This is a genomic window from Opitutus sp. sgz309028, from assembly GCF_059821195.1.
In genome coordinates, this window is the sequence record NZ_JCAMRR010000004.1 from 240,007 (window position 1) to 256,481 (window position 16,475).

Sequence of the window (16,475 nt, forward strand, 5' to 3'; positions counted from 1 at the left end):
CCATTATGATTTATTGTCAGCTGATCGCGTCGCGGAACTAAGAAAAATCCCTAGTGGGATACAGCCTCGGCTCCAATTACCGAAAAACCCGCCGTGCCGTAGAGTGGTTCCGTGCAAGCGACCACCCTTCCCTCCCCCGAGACCCTCCCGGCTCCGAGCGCCGCCCCCGGCGAAAACGAGCGCAGCGTGATTACCCACCTCCAGAAATCCGAACTGTTCCGCGACTACGTCAAAGCCTACGAGGCCACCACGGGATTGCCGCTGGCCCTTCGTCCCGCCGGCACCTTCAAGTCGCCCCTCCACGATTCCAAGCAGGTCAACCCGTTCTGCGCGTTGATGGCCGCCAACAGCGCCTCGTGCGCGGCATGCCTCCGCCTGCAACAGCGCATCGAGACGGACGCCGCCGCCGACACCGCCACCTTCCAGTGCTTCGCCGGCCTCGCCGAGTCCGCCTCGCCGATTCGCGTCGGCGAACAGGTCATCGGTCACCTGCAGACCGGCCAGGTCCTCTTCAGCCGGCCGACGCCGTCCGGCTTCAAGAAAATCACCCGCCAGCTCCAGGAGTGGGGCGCCACCGGCGTCGACCTGCGCAAGCTCGAGGCCGCCTACTTCGCCAGCCGCGTCGTCGCCCGCAAGCAATACGACTCGATGGTCCGCCTCCTCAGCGTCTTCGCCCAGCACCTCGCCACGCTCAGCAACCAGGTCATGGTCCAGGAGGCCGCCGCCGAGCTGCCCGCGATCACGCGCGCCCGCGCCTACATGGCCGAGCACCTGACTGAGGAGATCTCGCTCGGCGACGTCGCCCGCGCGGCCAACATGAGCGGTTTCTACTTCTGCAAGGTCTTCAAACGCGCCACCGGGCTGACGTTCACCGATTACCTCGCCCGCCTCCGCGTCGAAACGGTCAAGCAACGCCTGCTCAATCCGCACGTGCGGATCAGCGAGGCCGCCTACGAAGCCGGTTTCAACTCCCTCTCGCAATTCAACCGCGTGTTCCGGCGCATCGCCGGCGAAGCGCCGACCGCCTACCGGGACCGCCTCCACGGTCCGGCGACCGCGCGCAGCCAGAATCACCACGCCCTGGCGCACGCCGCCTGAGTCGATCTCCGCGCGCCGGCGAGCCGATCGCCGGCGCTTCTTTACGCCCGATCGAATCCGGGCATAGTGGCGCGCCATGCCGTCCTCCGCGCCATCTCCGCTCGCCGACTCCCTCCTCGCGCAGCGGCGCGCGTTTCACGCCTTCCTCACCGCCCGCCTGGGCGATCCGGTGGAGGCCGAGGACCTGCTCCAGACGAGCCTCGCTCGCGCTATCCAAACCTCGGATACGCTGCAGGACGAGGCAAAGGCCACCGCGTGGTTTTACCGCATCCTGCGACACACGCTGATCGACCACGTCCGCGGCCGCGATGCGGCCCGGCGCCGCGAGACCGCGTGGGCAAGCGAATCCGCCGCCCTCGCCGACGATGCCGCCGACACCGAGCGCCAGATCTGCCGCTGTTTCGAAGCGTTGTTGCCGACCTTGAAGCCGCGCCAAGCCGAGCTGCTCCGCGCCGTCGAGCTCGAGGGCCGGGGCGTTTCCGCCGTCGCCGCGTTGCTCGGCCTTTCCGCCAATCACGCCAGCGTCGAGCTTCACCGCGCCCGCGCGCAACTGCGGCAAAAGCTCGTGGCGTTCTGCGGCCCCTGCGCGGGCGAAGCCTGCCTTGACTGCGAGTGCGCCCCGCGTGAATCGGGCGCGTGACATGCCCTCCGCTGCTGCCGAGTTCCGGCCCAATGGTGCCGCAAAGGCGCGACAGCAGCCGTCAAGTTGTGTCCCGAGGACTTAGCGACTGGCAGTGGCACCCGCCATTTCCCGGCACGCTTCAGCACAGCGACGGCAGGCCTCTGCGCACCGCCGGCAATGATCGACCTCGTGCTTCGCGCATTCGGCGCCGCAGGTTTCGCAAATCTCGGCGCAAAGCGCGCACACGCGCTCCGCAAATTCGGAACCCCGCGCCATCTCGCGTTCGGCCAGCGCGCAAGCGTCTGCGCAGCTGCGATCGAGCAGGATGCAACGCGTCATCATCTTCACATTATCTTCGTGCAGGCACGCGGTCGCGCAGTGTTCGCACGCTTCCATGCACTCGTGGCAAGCTTTGATACAATCCTGGTAGCGTTCGTGGCTCATGACTCTTCCTTTTGTTAATGGCTTTCAGTGAACTTCTGCTCCTTTACGGATGGCAGAGTCTCGCACCGTAAACCGGGAGGTCCTCCCGGCGCCACGGGGCCGCCGGCCGAGGCGCGGATGGGGCGGGTGTCTCGGGGTTATTTCACCTCGGAGCGCATCAAACCCTTTCGCTGGCGTCGCTTTGGCTGTAAGGTCCGCACAACGTCTCCGTCAGCAGGGTTATGAAAGCACCTCCTCCCACCGACCCGGCAGAACATTCGAAATCCGCCGCTTCCTGCCACGCTCCGGCCGGCCACCAGGATGGCGGCCACGGGCATCACGGACATGGCGCACGCGCGGCCAACGGCGTGCCGGCGCCAGACGAACCCGTTTACATGGGGCTACCGCACGAGCGTTATCTGCGGCCGCGCTTCTGGATCGCGCTGGCGTGCACCGTGCCCGTGCTGGTCCTCGCGATGGGCGAGATGATCGCGCCGGATTTCTTTCACCGGTTCGACGCGCTCACGCTCGCCTGGACGCAGCTCGTGCTGACGACGCCGGTATTTTTCTGGGCCGGCGCGCCGCTCAACCGCCGCTGGTGGCGCTCGATCGTCACGCGCGACACCAACATGTTCACGCTGATCGTCACCGGCACCGGCGCGGCGTATTTCTTCAGCGTGCTCGCCGTGCTGCTCGGCGATCGCCTGCCGCCCGCGTTGCGCACCGATCACGGCGTGCCACTCTACTTCGAAGCGACCGCGTTCATCACCACCGTCGTGCTGCTCGGCCAGATTTTGGAACAACGCGCGCACGCCCGCACCGATGCCGCGATTCGTTCGCTCATGAATCTCGCGCCGAAGATCGCTCACCGCATCGTGGATGGCCGCGAGGAAGACGTGCCGCTCGAGGCCGTGGTCGTCGGCGACCGGCTCCGCGTTCGGCCCGGCGAAAACATTCCCGTCGACGGCACCATCGATGACGGCGCCAGCGAGGTGAACGAATCGATGCTCACCGGCGAGCCACTTCCCGTTTCCAAGCAAACCGGCGATCCCGTGAGCGCCGGCACCCTCAACACCAACGGCACGTTCATCCTGCGCGCCGAGCGCATCGGCCGCGACACGCTGCTCGCCCAAATCGTCCGGCTGGTCGAAGAAGCGCAGGAGAGCGAGGCGCCGATCGCGCGGCTCGCCGACCGCGTGTCCGCGTGGTTCACGCCCGCGGTGCTCGTGATCTCGGCGGTGACCTTTGCGCTGTGGTTTTTCGTCGGCCCCGAACCGCGCTTCCTCCACGCGCTGCTTAACGCCGTGGCGGTTCTCATCATCGCCTGTCCGTGCGCGCTCGGCCTCGCCACTCCGGTCTCGCTTGTGACCGGCATCGGTCGCGGCGCGCAAGCTGGCGTGCTGGTGAAGGACGCCGCCGCACTCGAGCGGCTCTCCGCCGCCAACACGCTCCTGATCGACAAGACCGGCACGCTCACCGAAGGAAAACCCGAAGTGGTCGAGGTTGTCCCGGCCGCAGGACTCGACGAAGCGCAACTTCTTGCCCTCGCCGCCGCCGCCGAGACGGCGAGCGAGCATCCGCTCGCGCGCGCCATCGTCGCCGCCGCTCACGCCCGCCAGCTGGAGATCCCGGGCGCCACCGGTTTTTCCGCCACGCCCGGCTTTGGCGTCCGGGCGACCGTCGGGAATCGCACGGTCGACGTCGGCCGCGCCGCGCCCGAAGCGCAGGCCCGGACCGCCGCGGCCGTCACTCTGGTGGCGATTAACCTCGATGGAAAACCGGCCGGCACGATCGCCCTGGCGGATCGCGTCAAAACCACGTCGCCCGCCGCGATCCGCGAACTCCAACGCCTCGGGTTGCACGTCGTGATGGTCACCGGCGATCGCGAGGAAACGGCGCGCGCGATCTCCACCGAACTGAAGCTCGACGGGTTTCACGCGTCCGTCACGCCGGCGCGCAAGCAGGAGCTGGTGCGCGAACACGCCGCCCGCGGCGAGCGGGTGGTCTTCGCCGGCGACGGCCTCAACGACGCGCCTGCGCTCGCCGCCGCCGACGTCGGCATTGCGATGGGCACGGGCACCGATGTGGCGATGCACAGTGCCGGCATCGTGCTGGTGAAGGGCGATCTCGGCGCGTTGGTGCGCGCTGTGCATCTCAGCCGGGCGACGCTGCGCAACATCCGCCAGAATCTTTTCTGGGCGTTTGCTTACAATTTCGCCGGTCTGCCGATCGCGGCCGGCGCGCTGTATCCATTTACTGGATGGCTGCTGAGCCCGATGCTCGCGAGCGCGGCGATGAGCCTCAGCTCGATCAGCGTCGTCACCAACGCGCTCCGGCTCCGCCGCGTGAAGCTGTAGCGAAGATCGCTAGGCGATCAGCGCGAGCCGGACTTCAAAGATCGCGCCACCGGCTGGCGCATTGCGCAAGGACACGCGGCCGCCGTGCGCCTCCACGATTGCGCGCACCACGCTCAGGCCGAGCCCCAGCCCGCGCTCGGAGCGGCTCCAGTCGCCGCGATAAAGCCGCTCCCACACCCGCGCCTGCTCCGGCTCCGGCACGCCCGGCCCGCTATCCTGCACGGTCAACACCGCTTCGGCGCCGTCCCGCGCGACACTCACGCCGACCCGGCCGCCCGTCGGCGTATATTTCACGGCATTGTCGATCAGGTTCGCGATCGCCTGCCGCAGGCGCGGCGCGTCCGCGTCGACCGGCACGGCGTCGCTCGTTTCGAGCGACAGTGCGATGCCCTTCGCTTCGGCCACGTCGGCGTAAAGCTCGACGGCATTCCGGGCGAGAACGGCCAGATCGTCGCGAGTTTTCGCCAGTTTCAGCATCCCTGCCTCGGCTTCCGAAATCTCCATCAACGCCCGCAGCAGCTGCAGCACGTCGTCCGCCTGCTCCACGCACTCCGCGAGAGCGTCCGCCTGCGGTCCCGCCCCGCCGGCGGTCTGCAGCGCCAGCTCCGCCGTGCCGCGCAACCGCGTGAGTGGCGTGCGCAGGTCGTGCGCGACATTGTCGAGCGCCTCGCGCATCGCTTTCAGCAGCGCCGCATTTTTATCGAGAACGGTATTGAAGGCGCGCACGAGCTCCGCGACGTCGTCGTGACGCCGCGGCGAGGGCACGCGCGCGTCGAGTTGTCCGGTCGCGATGATGCGCTGCGCCGTGGCGATCACATCACGCAACGGCCGCGTCGCCCGCCGTGCGGTCACCACGCCCGCCACAAAGCCCACGACCACGACGGCGCCACCGACCCATAGAAACGTTTTTCGCAGCGGCATGAGCAACACCGCGCGATTGTCGGTGCTGCGGCCGACCTGCAGCAGCCGTCCGTCCGGCAGCACGCGACCCGCGATCGTCAGATCCTGCTGTTCGTCGCGCGGCACGCGCACCGTGTAGGTCTGACGCTGCGTCCAGCCGCCCCAACCGTCGGGCACGGCGACCCGGCGGGCCTCGGCCTCGATCCAGTCGGGCGGGATCTTGCCCCAGATCGCATCGCCGCCGCGACCGACGAGCCGCATGAAAAGCGACCGCACATGCGGCGCCGCGCTGTCCTCGGCGACACGCTGCCGCAATCCATTCAGACCCGACGCCGCGTAGATGTCCGCGTATTGCTGCAACCGCAATTCGAGCGCTTCCGCCTCGCGCGTATCGAGCTGGCGCGCGAGCGTCCAATAAAGCAGCCCGAAAATCGCGCTAAACCCCGCGGTGAACAACAGCGCGAACCACACGCTCAGCCGCACCGCGAGCGAGCGTCGCCAGCGCTCGAGCGGTCCGATCATTCTCGTCGCGAAACGCGCTTCGCCGCGGCTCGTCTCGGGCCTGTTGTTCATCGCTCAGCCTTTCCGGAAAACATAACCGACGCCGCGGAGCGTCTCGATGCGGGTCTTGTCGGGATCGACCTTGCTGCGGAGCCGCGACATCAACACGTCGACGACATTGGTCTGCGGATCGAAACTGTAGTCCCAGACGTGCTCGAGAATCATCACCTTCGTCACCGGACGGCCGGCGTGGCGCAGCAGGTATTCGAGCAACGCGAACTCCCGCGGCTGCAGCTCGACCGATTGACCGCCGACGGTGACGGTGCGAGCGACCAGATCCATTGCCACATCGCGGGCCGAGAGCTTCGTGGCCTCCGGCGCACGCGTCGAACGCCGGATCAGCGCCTGCAAGCGCGCCGACAGTTCGGCAAACGCGAAGGGCTTCGTCAGGTAATCGTCGCCGCCCGCCTGCAAGCCTTTCACCCGATCCTCGACCGTCGCGCGGGCACTGAGAAACAACACGGGCACATCGCTGCGTTGGGATCGCAACCGGCGGACGAGGCTGAGTCCATCCAAGCCGGGCAGCATGATGTCGACGACGGCGGCGTCGTAAACGGTCGCGCTGGCGAGCGCGAGGCCGGTGTCGCCGTCGGCCGCGTGGTCCACGGCATAGCCTTCCTGCTTCAGGCCTTTCACCACGAAAGAGGCAATCTTGGCATCGTCTTCGACAACGAGGACTCGCATGAGAAAATCGGAAAAGAAACGGCGAACGCCAGGAAACGACGCGCCACCGGATCAAGCGTGCGGGGCGCGCTTCGTGCGTGCAAGCAGCTGAACACGCACCTACCGCGAAAACCAAAAGCTCCGGGCGACGGCCGCCCGGAGCTGTTACACACTACACACACAAGCACCCAGCTTGCGCTGGTAAGTCTAGTCTTTCGAGGCCGGCTCAGTTTTCGTCCGACGCCTCGGTTTCATCGACGATCACGTAGCGCGTGCCGCGCTGGCTCCACACGCGCAGGAGCGTCTTCTTGCTGTCAGGATTTTCCGTGAGCTTCACGGCGTCCTCGGCATTGCGGACCGGCTGCCGGTTGATCTCCTGGATCACGTCGCCGGGCTGCAGACCGGCCTGCGCGGAGGGCGAGTCGGGCTCGACTGCCGTGACGAGGGCGCCGCGCACCTTGGCCGGAATGTCGAACTCGCGCCGCGTTTGCGGATCGAGATCGGCCACGCCGACGCCGTTGAGCGTGCCGGTGTCTTCGTTGTCAGCTCCGCCAAAGTCGTCGTTGCCATCGTTGCGGGAGAGCCGGCGGTCGTTCGGCCGCGAGGCGATCGTGAGGTCGACCTTCTCCGACTTGCCGTCGCGAATCACCTCGGCAGCGACCTTCTCGCCCGGCGGCACGGTCGCGACGGTGAGCTTCAGATGACGCGCGTCGGTGACAGGTTTGCCGTTGAACGTCTTGATCACGTCGCCGCTTTTCAGGCCGGCCTTCTCAGCCGGGCTGCCGGGCACCACTTCGGCCACGAGCGCGCCCTTGCGATCCTTCAATTCGAAATGTTCCGCGAGCTCGGCGTTCACGTCCTGCACGCTCACGCCGAGGTAGCCGCGAACGACTTTACCCTTGGTCGCGAGCTGCTCCATGACGTTGCGCGCGAGGTTCGACGGCACGGCGAAACCGATGCCCTGGAATCCGCCGGAGCGGCTGAGGATCGCGGTATTGATGCCGATCAGGCGCCCTTCCGCGTCGACGAGCGCGCCACCGGAGTTGCCGGGATTGATGGCGGCATCCGTCTGGATGAAATCTTCGTAATCGAGGCCAAGCGTCGCGCGGCCCAGGCCGCTGACCATGCCGCTCGTCACCGTCTGGCCGATACCGAACGGATTGCCGACGGCGAGGACCTTGTCGCCGACTTCGACCTTCTCGCTGTCGGCGAACGTGATCGCGGGCAGTTCCTTCGCGTCGACCTTGATGACGGCGAGGTCCGTCTCCGGGTCGGTGCCCACAACCTTGGCGGTCAGTTCGCGGCCGTCGTTCAGCGTCACCTTGATGGTATCGGCACCGCGGACGACGTGGCTGTTGGTGAGAATAAACCCGTCGGCGCTCACGATCACGCCGGAGCCGAGCCCCTGCTGCGGCGGCTGGCGCATCGTGCCGCGATTGCCATACTGGCGGCCGAACTGGTCGCCGAAGAACTCACGAAACCCCGGCGCGTTGAAGAACGGCGGCAGTTCGTTGACCGGAACGGCCCGGGCCTTTTCGGACACGAGCACCTTCACCACGCTCGGCGAAACCTTCTTCACGATGGGCGCGTAACTCGCGCCGAGGGGCGAACTGGTGCTGGCGGAAATCGGCTTTTCGTCGACCTTGACGGACACGGACGGCTTGGCGTCGCCGGCCGAGGCCGACCAAGCGAGTCCGCCGGCGCCGAAAAGGGCGAGGGCGACCAAGGCCGCGCGACGGCGATTGTGCGGAGATTGAGCGTTCATAAGCAAAAATGGCGGTGAATGGGTTTCTGGAACGGCGCCACAATCGCACACGGTCCCTTCCGGGGACTTTCACGAACCTTACAAATTTGAAGGCTTTGCCGCGCGTGGAAGAGCTCAGGTTCCATGGGATGGATTCAACGTTCGGCTTTCCATCATTCCGATCCGCACTCGCCTCGGTTGGAAATTCACCCATGGTCATCGGGCATCCATGACGACCTTCCTCGGCATCGCCTTCGAAACCTTCGTCATCCTCGCCCTTGTGGCCGCCAACGGCTTTTTCGTCGCGGCCGAATTCGCCCTGGTGAAGGTCCGCACCAGCCAGCTCCGGCCCCTCGCGAAAACCGGCGGCATGCGCGTCAAGTTTGCGCTCCGGGCCACGCAGCACCTTGACGCCGCGCTTTCGGCGACGCAGCTGGGCATCACGCTCGCCAGCCTTGGGTTGGGCTGGGTCGGCGAGCCCTTTCTCGCCCACCGGCTCGAGCCACTGCTTTCGGACTACGGCGTAACGGATCCGACCGCCGTGAAATCGATTTCCTTCGCGGTCGCCTTCACGGTGATCACGTTTCTGCACATCATTTTCGGCGAGCTTGCCCCCAAGTCACTCGCCATTCAGCGCGCCAAGGACGTCTCGCTGTGGATCGCCGCGCCGTTGATGGGCTTCTACTATCTGTTTTTCCCGTTCATCTGGACGCTCAACGGCGCGGCCAACCAGTTCCTCCGCTGGGCGGGGCTCGGGCCTGCCGGCGAGGGCGAACATGCCTTCAGCGCCGACGAACTCGAATACGTTTTCAGCCACGCCCGCCACACGCATCCGGGCGACGCGCTCGTCAACAAGCTCATGGTGCAATCGCTGCGCGTTCGCGAAACCTTCGCGCAGCAGATCATGCTGCCGCGCGACCAGGTGACCGCACTCTGGCTCGATCGTCCGCTCAGCGAAAATCTCCGCATTGCGCAGACCAGCGGCTACAGCCGTTTCCCCGTTTGCCGCGGCACGCTCGACCACGTCGAAGGCCTGCTGCTCGTCCGCGAATGGCTCTGGCAAATCCAGGCGCTCGGCACCGACGCGCCGTTCGAGCCGCTGGTGCGCGACATCCTCACCTTCGAACTGAAGACGCCACTGCCGGTGATGCTGGAGCGTTTCCGGCTCGCTCGCAGCCATCTCGCCATCGTGGTCGACGCCGACAAGAAGCTCGCGGGCATCGTCACCTTCGAGGACGTGATCGAGGAAATCGTGGGCGACATTCGCGACGAGTTCGACATCGGCAGCGGTCCCGTTTTCGACCGTTCCGAACGCAGCATCGTCGTGAGCGGCGCGCTCACGCTGCGGGAGTTGCAGGCCGAAACCGGCTGGCCGCTCGAATGGCAGCCGCGCGAGACGGTCGCCCTCTGGTTCGTGCGCAGTCTCGGCCGCATGCCGCGGCGCAACGAAAACATCCTCGTCGGCGAATACCGTCTGACCGCGCTCGACGTCACCACCGAGCGCTTGCGCCGTGTGCGCGTCGATCGCGTCGAGGCGCCGGCCGCGGATTGAAGCGGCAAATGCGGGCGGGTCGACTACGCTGGCCGGCATGAACTGGCTCGCCTGGTCCCTCCTGTCCGCGTTTTTCGCGGCGCTGACCGCCATCCTCGCCAAGATTGGCGTCGCCGGCGTCGACTCGAACCTCGCCACCGCGATCCGCACGTCCGTGGTGCTGGTGTTCGCGTGGACGATTGTGCTGGTGACCAACGCCGGCGTCGGCCTCGGCACGTTGCCGGTGCGGACGTGGACGTTTCTCGGACTTTCCGGCCTCGCGACTGGGCTGTCGTGGCTGTGCTACTTCCGCGCGTTGCAGCTGGGCGATGCCTCGCAGGTTGCGCCCGTGGACAAGTTGAGCGTCGTTTTCGTCCTCGTGCTCGCGGCGCTTTTTCTGGGTGAAACGCTCACGCTGCGCACCGCGGTCGGCGGCCTGCTGATCGCCGCCGGTGCAGTCGTGCTCGCACTCAAGTGAGCCCCCGCGTCGGGCGGAGCATTTGCATTTCGCGCGCGCGTTCTCACGCTTCCTTTTCTCCGAACTTCAACGTCGCGAACTCGCTCCACGAAACATGATTCCCGTCACTGTCCTCACCGGCTTCCTCGGCGCCGGCAAGACCACGCTCCTCAATCGCATCCTCACCGAACAGCACGGCAAGAAGATCGCCGTCATCGAAAACGAGTTCGGTGAAGTCGGCGTGGACAACCAGCTCGTGATCTCCTCCGACGAGGAACTGTTCGAGATGAACAACGGCTGCATCTGCTGCACCGTGCGCGGCGACCTGATCCGGATCCTCGGCCGGCTGATGAAGCGCAAGGACCAGCTCGACGGCATTCTGATCGAGACCACCGGCATGGCCAATCCCGCGCCGGTCGCGCAGACGTTTTTCACCGACGACGAGATGCGCGCCAACTTCCGCCTCGACGCGATCGTCACCGTCGTCGACGCCAAGCACATCCTCCAGCACCTCGATGCCGAGGACGAAGCGAAGAAGCAGGTCGCGTTCGCCGACGTCATCCTGCTCAACAAGACCGACCTCGTCGCGCCGGCCGAACTCGACGCGCTCGAGCAGCGCATCCATCGCATCAACGCCGTCGCGAAAATCCACCGCACGACCAACTGCGATCTCCCGCTCGACCGCGTGCTCAACGTCGGCGGTTTTAACCTTTCGCGCGCCACCGAGCTCGATCCGCAATTCCTCGAAACAGAGTATCCCTTCGAGTGGGCCGGCGGCTACGAGCTGAAGGCCGGCACCTACGAACTGAGCATCGGGCATCACGATCATGACCACGGACACGATCACGACCACGAATGCGGGCCCGATTGCGGTCACGACCACAACGAGCTCGATGTCGTGGTGCTGCCGGTCAAGGCCCTCGCCGATCCCGATCTCAGCGCCGCGATCCACGCTGCGGTCGTCACCTTCTCCGACTGGGAAAAGATCACGCAGCCCGGCGGGGAGATCGTCCCCGGCGCCACCTTGCACCGGCTGAAACTCCACAACGAACACGGCGATTTCAAGATCACGATCCCCGCCGACGGTCGTTACCTGCTGTTCACCGGCCACGACGTGCCGACGCATCTGTATTCGCTTTCCGGCGACAAGAAGGACGGGCGCGAACTCGTGCGCTACGGCTGGGACCGCACCTTCCGCCACGAGCACTCGCACAACGAATCCGTCAGCTCCGTGGGCATCCGTTTCTCCGGCGATCTCGACGGCCAGAAGCTCAACGCCTGGATCGGCGAGCTCCTGCGCGTCAAAGGCGGCGACATCTACCGCTCGAAAGGCGTGCTCGCGGTCAAGGGCTCGAACAAGCGTCTCGTGTTTCAGGGCGTGCACATGCTCTTCGACGCGAAGTTCGATCGCGAATGGACGAAGGCGGAGCCGCGCCAGAACACCCTCGTGTTCATCGGCAAGAATCTCGATCGCAACGCACTCACCGAAGCGGCGAAGTTCTGCCTCGCTTAAGCCACTTCGGTTTTCGGAAGCGTTATTCGCGACCCTCGAGCCCGGCCGCCCGCCGGGCTTTTTGTTTTTGCGCTCGCTGCATTCGCGATTTGCCCCCGCGCGCTTCACCGGTATTTCGTGGCACGGTTATCGCCTTCGATCCCGCCCCATGATCGCACTCTCCCGATTTTTCTCCGCCGCGGCGCTCGCCGCGGTCCTGCTCAGTTTCCCCGCCGGCGTTTCCGCCGCTTCCTCTATGCACCGGATCATGCTCCTCACCGGACAGTCGAACCCCTTCCACGACTGGTCCAAAAGCGCCCCGCTCGTCAAAAAATACCTCGAGCAAACCGACCTGTTCTCGGTCGATGTCGTCACCACGCCGCCGCGCGGCGCGGACATGTCGGGCTTCAAGCCGGACTTCAAACCCTACGCCGCGGTCGTGGTCGTTTACGAAGGCGACGAATGGCCCGAGGAAACGAAGCAGGCATTCGTCGACTACATGAAAAACGGCGGCGGGCTCGTCAGCGTTCACGACGCCGACAACGCGTTTCCGTATTGGAAGGAATGGAACGAGATGATCGGCGTCGGCGGCTGGGGCTTCAAGAAGGACGGTCACATCGGCGCGCGCGACGCGTCCTGGGGACCGATGATCCGCTGGCGCGACGGCCAGGTGGTGCTCGACCGCACTACACCCGGAAATGCCGGCACCCATCCGCCCGCGCACGAGTTTCTCGTCACGGCCCGCGACGCCTCGCATCCGATTTTGCGCGACCTGCCCGCCCGGTGGCTGCAGGCAAAAGATGAAATTTACAGCATGCTCCGAGGACCGGCGCAAAACGTGACCGTGCTCGCGACCGCGTTTGCCGACCGGGCGAAATTTCCGAACGCCACCGGCGAACACGAGCCGATGCTGATGACGATCGCCTACGGGAAAGGCCGCGTGTTTCACACCACGCTCGGCCATGTGGGTCCGAACGACACCCCGCCGTATCCGTCGATCGGCAGCGTCGGCTTCATCGTCACGCTCCAGCGAGGCACCGAATGGGCCGCGACCGGCAAAGTCACGCTGCCGGTGCCGCCGGATTTTCCGACCGCGGAAAAGAGTTCGGTCCGCGACTAAGCCGCCGGTCTCGGCGCGCTCAATCCTCTTCCTGGTCGCCGGTCGGCCCGCCGTTGGCAGGCAGCGCCTCGGGCAGGAAGTAGAAATAAAGCATCAGCCACCAACTCCAGGTGCTGCGATAAAGCAGCGCCGGCAGCACCAGGCAGCCCGCGGCCGCGAGCACGATCGCGACGCTCCAGGGCACGACCTCGCTCACGGCCAGGATGATCGCCGGCAGCACAAAACCGAATACGCTCACGCCATAATTCAGCACCCACGGGCCGAGGAAAAAACCTTCCCCGCGGTCGAAACCCGTCCCGCAGACCGGACAACGCCGCCGGATCCGGAGCGATTTCGGCGGAAAGAGCGTGGGTTCGCCGCAGTTCGGACACCGATGCGAAAAACCGCGGGCAAGGATTTGCGCCTTCGTGACAGCCATGCGCCCACGTAATCGCCCCAGCGCGTCGCAGCAAGCCGGCTTCGGACTGGCCGATTACGGTTTCAGCTCGTCGCGCGCCGCTCAGAAGCTACGGTTAACGACTGCCTGACTGCGCGGCTCGCTGACTCCGAGCTTCGTGGACAGGCGTATCTCGTTTGTCCGGCGAACCGACTACATTCGCCAGACCGACCTACACCTACACACCATGTTAGCCGCCTGCATCGTCCTCCTCCTGCTCGTCGTGCTCGTCGCGACCGAATCCAACACCTCGCCGGGAAACCCGCACTGATCGGCGGCGTTTCCACGTTCGCGCCTTCCGAAACGAGCAGGGGCGCCCCCGCGTGCGGGGGCGCCCCTGGTGGTTTTCTAGCGATCGTCAGTTGGTGGCGAACTTCTCCGCTTCGTTGATCCGGACGGGCAGCACCACTTTCGTGGATACAGCCGTGCCGTTCTTCTCGGCGGGTTTGAAGCGCCACTTCTTGACCGCGTCCATGATCACGCGCGCCACCATGGCGTCCGGCGACGAGACGACGTGCATCTCGGTCGGTTTTCCGGTCGCATCCACGGTGAACGCGAGATTCACCTGCGAGCCGGCATATTCGGCACTGACGCTGGGCGTAACCACAGCGACGGGCACCGGCCCACCGGCGTTGCGGGCGGACGTCTCGAGGTAAGCCTGCTCCCCCGACTTGGCGGAAGCCGCCAGCGGCAGGAGCGCGCTCACGGAGATCAAGACGACGAGTTTGTTCACTGCATTCATGTTCATAAACTCCGCGGTAAGGCGGAGAGTTTGGTTTTCTCTCTGGTGGTTAAAACCCGCCGGTCGCGCTTCGAAAACGAAACGCCACCCGCGGGCCTTCTGCGCGCCGGCGCGAACCGGCGAGCAAAGCTGGGTTGGGATAACCGCCGTCGGCGCGCGACCCTCGTCCATCGCGACCGAAATCGGCACGCCCCGCCCTTCGTTCGGGTGCGGCGCGCGGAAATTCAAAGAACCTGGAGTTCTTCGAAAGCAAAGTGAGACCCATGCCTCACGCCGCCGAGTGAGCAGAAGCCATGCCGCCCCCGCAAGACCGGCACTGTGACAAATTGGCGAAGCGCCAGTAAGCGCTTCGCGGGCCGGCGCGTTAATGAAAAGCGCTCATGTTTCGTGCCCAAAATAAGCGCAGCCTCGGCTTGCACGCACCGGCGAACGCACTTTCGATTCCAGCGGTTTATCTGAAATTGTGACGAATCCCTCCTCTGCTACTGCCGCTCGCCCCGGCTTGATCAAACGTGCTGCGACCGCCTGCATGCAATGGTTCGACAGTGATTATACTCCCGGAGGTGCCGCCGCGATGCGCTCCGAAGAGGACAAGGTCGACTGGATCCGCTGCATTCCTTTCATCATTCTGCATCTCGGCTGCTTTGGCGTGATCTGGGTCGGCTGGAGCTGGTTCGCCGTCGGAGCCGCGGTCGCGCTTTATTTTCTGCGGATGTTCGCCGTGACCGGCATTTATCACCGCTACTTCTCGCACAAGACCTACAGCACCTCGCGTTTCGGCCAGCTCCTGCTCGCGATCTGGGGCGCCACGACGGTCCAGCGCGGCGGACTTTGGTGGGCTTATCATCACCGCCACCATCATCAGCACTCCGACGAACCGGAGGACGCGCATTCCCCGCACGTGCACGGCTTTCTGTGGTCGCACATCGGCTGGATCACGAGCCGCCGCAATTTTCCCACCGACTACTCGAAGGTGAAGGACCTCGCGAAATTCCCCGAGCTCGTCTGGCTGAACCGCTTCGACACCGTCGTGCCGATCCTCTTTGCGCTTGGGCTTTTCGGCATCGGCGCCCTCCTCGAGCGCTACGCCCCCGGCCTCGGCACCAGCGGCGCCCAGCTCCTCATCTGGGGCTTCTTCATCAGCACCACCGCGCTTTTCCACGGCACCGCCTGCATCAACTCGATGGCCCACCTCATGGGCAATCGCCGCTACAACACCAGCGACGATTCCCGCAACAGTTTCATTCTCGCGATCATCTGCCTCGGCGAGGGCTGGCACAACAACCACCACCGCTACCAGTCCTGCACGCGCAACGGCTTCTACTGGTGGGAAATCGATCCCACTTACTATGGCTTGAAGCTGCTGTCGTGGACGGGGCTGATCTGGGGTTTGAAAGCCGTGCCACAGTCGATTCTGGACGAGGGCATGCGCGCCGAACACGCCGCGTCGGTCGCGGCCGCACAGCGCGCCGCCACCGTGCACGATCATTCCGCGTTCAAGAAGGTCGTCCCCGCCGCCGCCGCCCTGGCGATGGCCACGGTCAATACCTCGAGCACCGTCGCGTCCCGCAAGGCCGAAGGCCCCGCAATTCGTCGCGACACCACCGAGCAGACCGCGCCCAATCCGTCGGCCAGCAACGATCAGCCGGCAGCCTGAGCCCGTCGCCCGCGCTTCGCTCTTTTCGGCGCCGTCCCGCAACGGCGCCTTTTTTGTGCCTGCGCGCGGCATTCCCGAGCTTTACCCGCGCGCTCCGTCGCGGAAACTGGACCCGTGTCCACCTCGATTCCTCCTTCGTCTTCGGAATCCGCTCCGGCCCCGCGCCGCACCTGGTCACGCCGCATTCGCGATCCGCTGGTCGCGCAGCTCACGCAGGGCATCACGCCCGAGAAACTCGCGCTCACCGTCGCCGTCGGCAGCGCGTTCGCGCTTTTTCCGATTCTCGGCACGACCACCCTGCTCTGCTTTTTGGTGGGTGTGCTGCTGCGTCTGAACCAACCGATCATCCAGTTGATCAACCAGGCGCTCTGGCCCGTGCACATTCCCGTGATCTATCTGTGCATCCGTTTCGGCGCGCGCCTGTTCAACGACACCAGCGTGCACCTGAGCCTTCGCGAAATGAACGCGCTGCTCTGGCACCAACCCACGCTCTTTTTCGAAAAGTTCGGCGGCGTGGCGCTTCACGCGATTGTGGCGTGGTCGCTGCTCGCACCGGTCTACATCGTGCTCATTTACCTGGGCGCGCTCCCGCTGATGCGCGGCATCGCGCGGCTGAAGGCGGAGGCCGCGGTCAAGGCCGCGCTGCCCAACCAGCACCCCGTTCCCTGACCC

15 protein-coding genes and 1 pseudogene are annotated in these 16,475 nt (G+C 65.6%); 10 read left to right on the forward strand and 6 right to left on the reverse strand.

Annotation, left to right across the window (positions count from 1 at the left end; all coding sequences use genetic code 11):
- Positions 1-111: 111 nt before the first annotated feature.
- Positions 112-1,098, forward strand: coding sequence for a PocR ligand-binding domain-containing protein (locus tag AC6RV7_RS16625; protein ID WP_500095154.1), 987 nt, complete (start codon positions 112-114; stop codon positions 1,096-1,098).
- A 76-nt stretch (positions 1,099-1,174) separates the two neighbouring features.
- On the forward strand, positions 1,175-1,738 hold the full coding sequence (locus tag AC6RV7_RS16630) for an RNA polymerase sigma factor (protein WP_500095155.1): 564 nt from the start codon (positions 1,175-1,177) through the stop codon (positions 1,736-1,738).
- An 81-nt stretch (positions 1,739-1,819) separates the two neighbouring features.
- On the opposite strand, the gene AC6RV7_RS16635 is transcribed toward AC6RV7_RS16630, so the two are convergent.
- Complete coding sequence (locus AC6RV7_RS16635) at positions 1,820-2,164, reverse strand: four-helix bundle copper-binding protein (RefSeq protein ID WP_500095156.1); 345 nt, start codon at positions 2,162-2,164, stop codon at positions 1,820-1,822.
- Positions 2,165-2,385: 221 nt separating this feature from the next.
- On the opposite strand from AC6RV7_RS16635, the gene AC6RV7_RS16640 reads away from it, so the two are divergent.
- Positions 2,386-4,500: a copper-translocating P-type ATPase gene (locus tag AC6RV7_RS16640; protein WP_500095157.1), complete on the forward strand. Its 2,115-nt coding sequence runs from the start codon at positions 2,386-2,388 to the stop codon at positions 4,498-4,500.
- A gap of 9 nt (positions 4,501-4,509) precedes the next feature.
- On the opposite strand, the gene AC6RV7_RS16645 is transcribed toward AC6RV7_RS16640, so the two are convergent.
- The 3 genes from AC6RV7_RS16645 to AC6RV7_RS16655 all read right to left on the reverse strand — a co-directional run bounded on the left by AC6RV7_RS16645 (position 4,510) and on the right by AC6RV7_RS16655 (position 8,389).
- Positions 4,510-5,973 carry a sensor histidine kinase gene (locus AC6RV7_RS16645; protein WP_500095158.1) on the reverse strand — a complete coding sequence of 488 codons (1,464 nt, stop codon included), beginning with the start codon at positions 5,971-5,973 and terminating at the stop codon, positions 4,510-4,512.
- 3 nt (positions 5,974-5,976) lie between these two features.
- Positions 5,977-6,645 carry a response regulator transcription factor gene (locus AC6RV7_RS16650; RefSeq protein ID WP_500095159.1) on the reverse strand — a complete coding sequence of 223 codons (669 nt, stop codon included), beginning with the start codon at positions 6,643-6,645 and terminating at the stop codon, positions 5,977-5,979.
- Positions 6,646-6,850: 205 nt separating this feature from the next.
- Positions 6,851-8,389 (reverse strand): DegQ family serine endoprotease, encoded by a 1,539-nt coding sequence (locus tag AC6RV7_RS16655; protein ID WP_500095160.1) that lies wholly within the window; start codon positions 8,387-8,389, stop codon positions 6,851-6,853.
- A 208-nt stretch (positions 8,390-8,597) separates the two neighbouring features.
- On the opposite strand from AC6RV7_RS16655, the gene AC6RV7_RS16660 reads away from it, so the two are divergent.
- The 4 genes from AC6RV7_RS16660 to AC6RV7_RS16675 all read left to right on the forward strand — a co-directional run bounded on the left by AC6RV7_RS16660 (position 8,598) and on the right by AC6RV7_RS16675 (position 12,968).
- Positions 8,598-9,920, forward strand: coding sequence for a hemolysin family protein (locus AC6RV7_RS16660; RefSeq protein WP_500095161.1), 1,323 nt, complete (start codon positions 8,598-8,600; stop codon positions 9,918-9,920).
- A 37-nt stretch (positions 9,921-9,957) separates the two neighbouring features.
- Positions 9,958-10,377: an EamA family transporter gene (locus AC6RV7_RS16665; protein ID WP_500095162.1), complete on the forward strand. Its 420-nt coding sequence runs from the start codon at positions 9,958-9,960 to the stop codon at positions 10,375-10,377.
- A gap of 94 nt (positions 10,378-10,471) precedes the next feature.
- A complete protein-coding gene (locus tag AC6RV7_RS16670) occupies positions 10,472-11,869 on the forward strand; it encodes a CobW family GTP-binding protein (RefSeq protein ID WP_500095163.1) in 1,398 nt (465 codons plus the stop codon).
- Positions 11,870-12,017: 148 nt separating this feature from the next.
- A complete protein-coding gene (locus AC6RV7_RS16675; RefSeq protein ID WP_500095164.1) occupies positions 12,018-12,968 on the forward strand; it encodes a ThuA domain-containing protein in 951 nt (316 codons plus the stop codon).
- A gap of 19 nt (positions 12,969-12,987) precedes the next feature.
- Here the strand turns inward: AC6RV7_RS16675 and AC6RV7_RS16680 are convergent, their stop codons facing one another.
- Entirely contained in the window at positions 12,988-13,386 is a 399-nt protein-coding gene (locus tag AC6RV7_RS16680; protein WP_500095165.1) for a DUF983 domain-containing protein, read from the reverse strand.
- A 136-nt stretch (positions 13,387-13,522) separates the two neighbouring features.
- Here AC6RV7_RS16680 and AC6RV7_RS16685 point away from each other — a divergent pair, with 136 nt between their 5' ends.
- Positions 13,523-13,675, forward strand: a complete 153-nt coding sequence (locus tag AC6RV7_RS16685) for a hypothetical protein (RefSeq protein ID WP_500095166.1) — start codon at positions 13,523-13,525, stop codon at positions 13,673-13,675.
- 87 nt (positions 13,676-13,762) lie between these two features.
- On the opposite strand, the gene AC6RV7_RS16690 is transcribed toward AC6RV7_RS16685, so the two are convergent.
- Positions 13,763-14,146: an energy transducer TonB gene (locus AC6RV7_RS16690; RefSeq protein ID WP_500095167.1), complete on the reverse strand. Its 384-nt coding sequence runs from the start codon at positions 14,144-14,146 to the stop codon at positions 13,763-13,765.
- Positions 14,147-14,675: 529 nt separating this feature from the next.
- Between AC6RV7_RS16690 and AC6RV7_RS16695 the strand changes: the two are divergent.
- A pseudogene (locus tag AC6RV7_RS16695) lies at positions 14,676-15,584 on the forward strand (acyl-CoA desaturase); the annotation flags it as partial.
- Between the two features lie 333 nt (positions 15,585-15,917).
- Positions 15,918-16,472: a DUF2062 domain-containing protein gene (locus AC6RV7_RS16700; protein WP_500095168.1), complete on the forward strand. Its 555-nt coding sequence runs from the start codon at positions 15,918-15,920 to the stop codon at positions 16,470-16,472.
- The last annotated feature ends 3 nt before the right edge of the window (positions 16,473-16,475 follow it).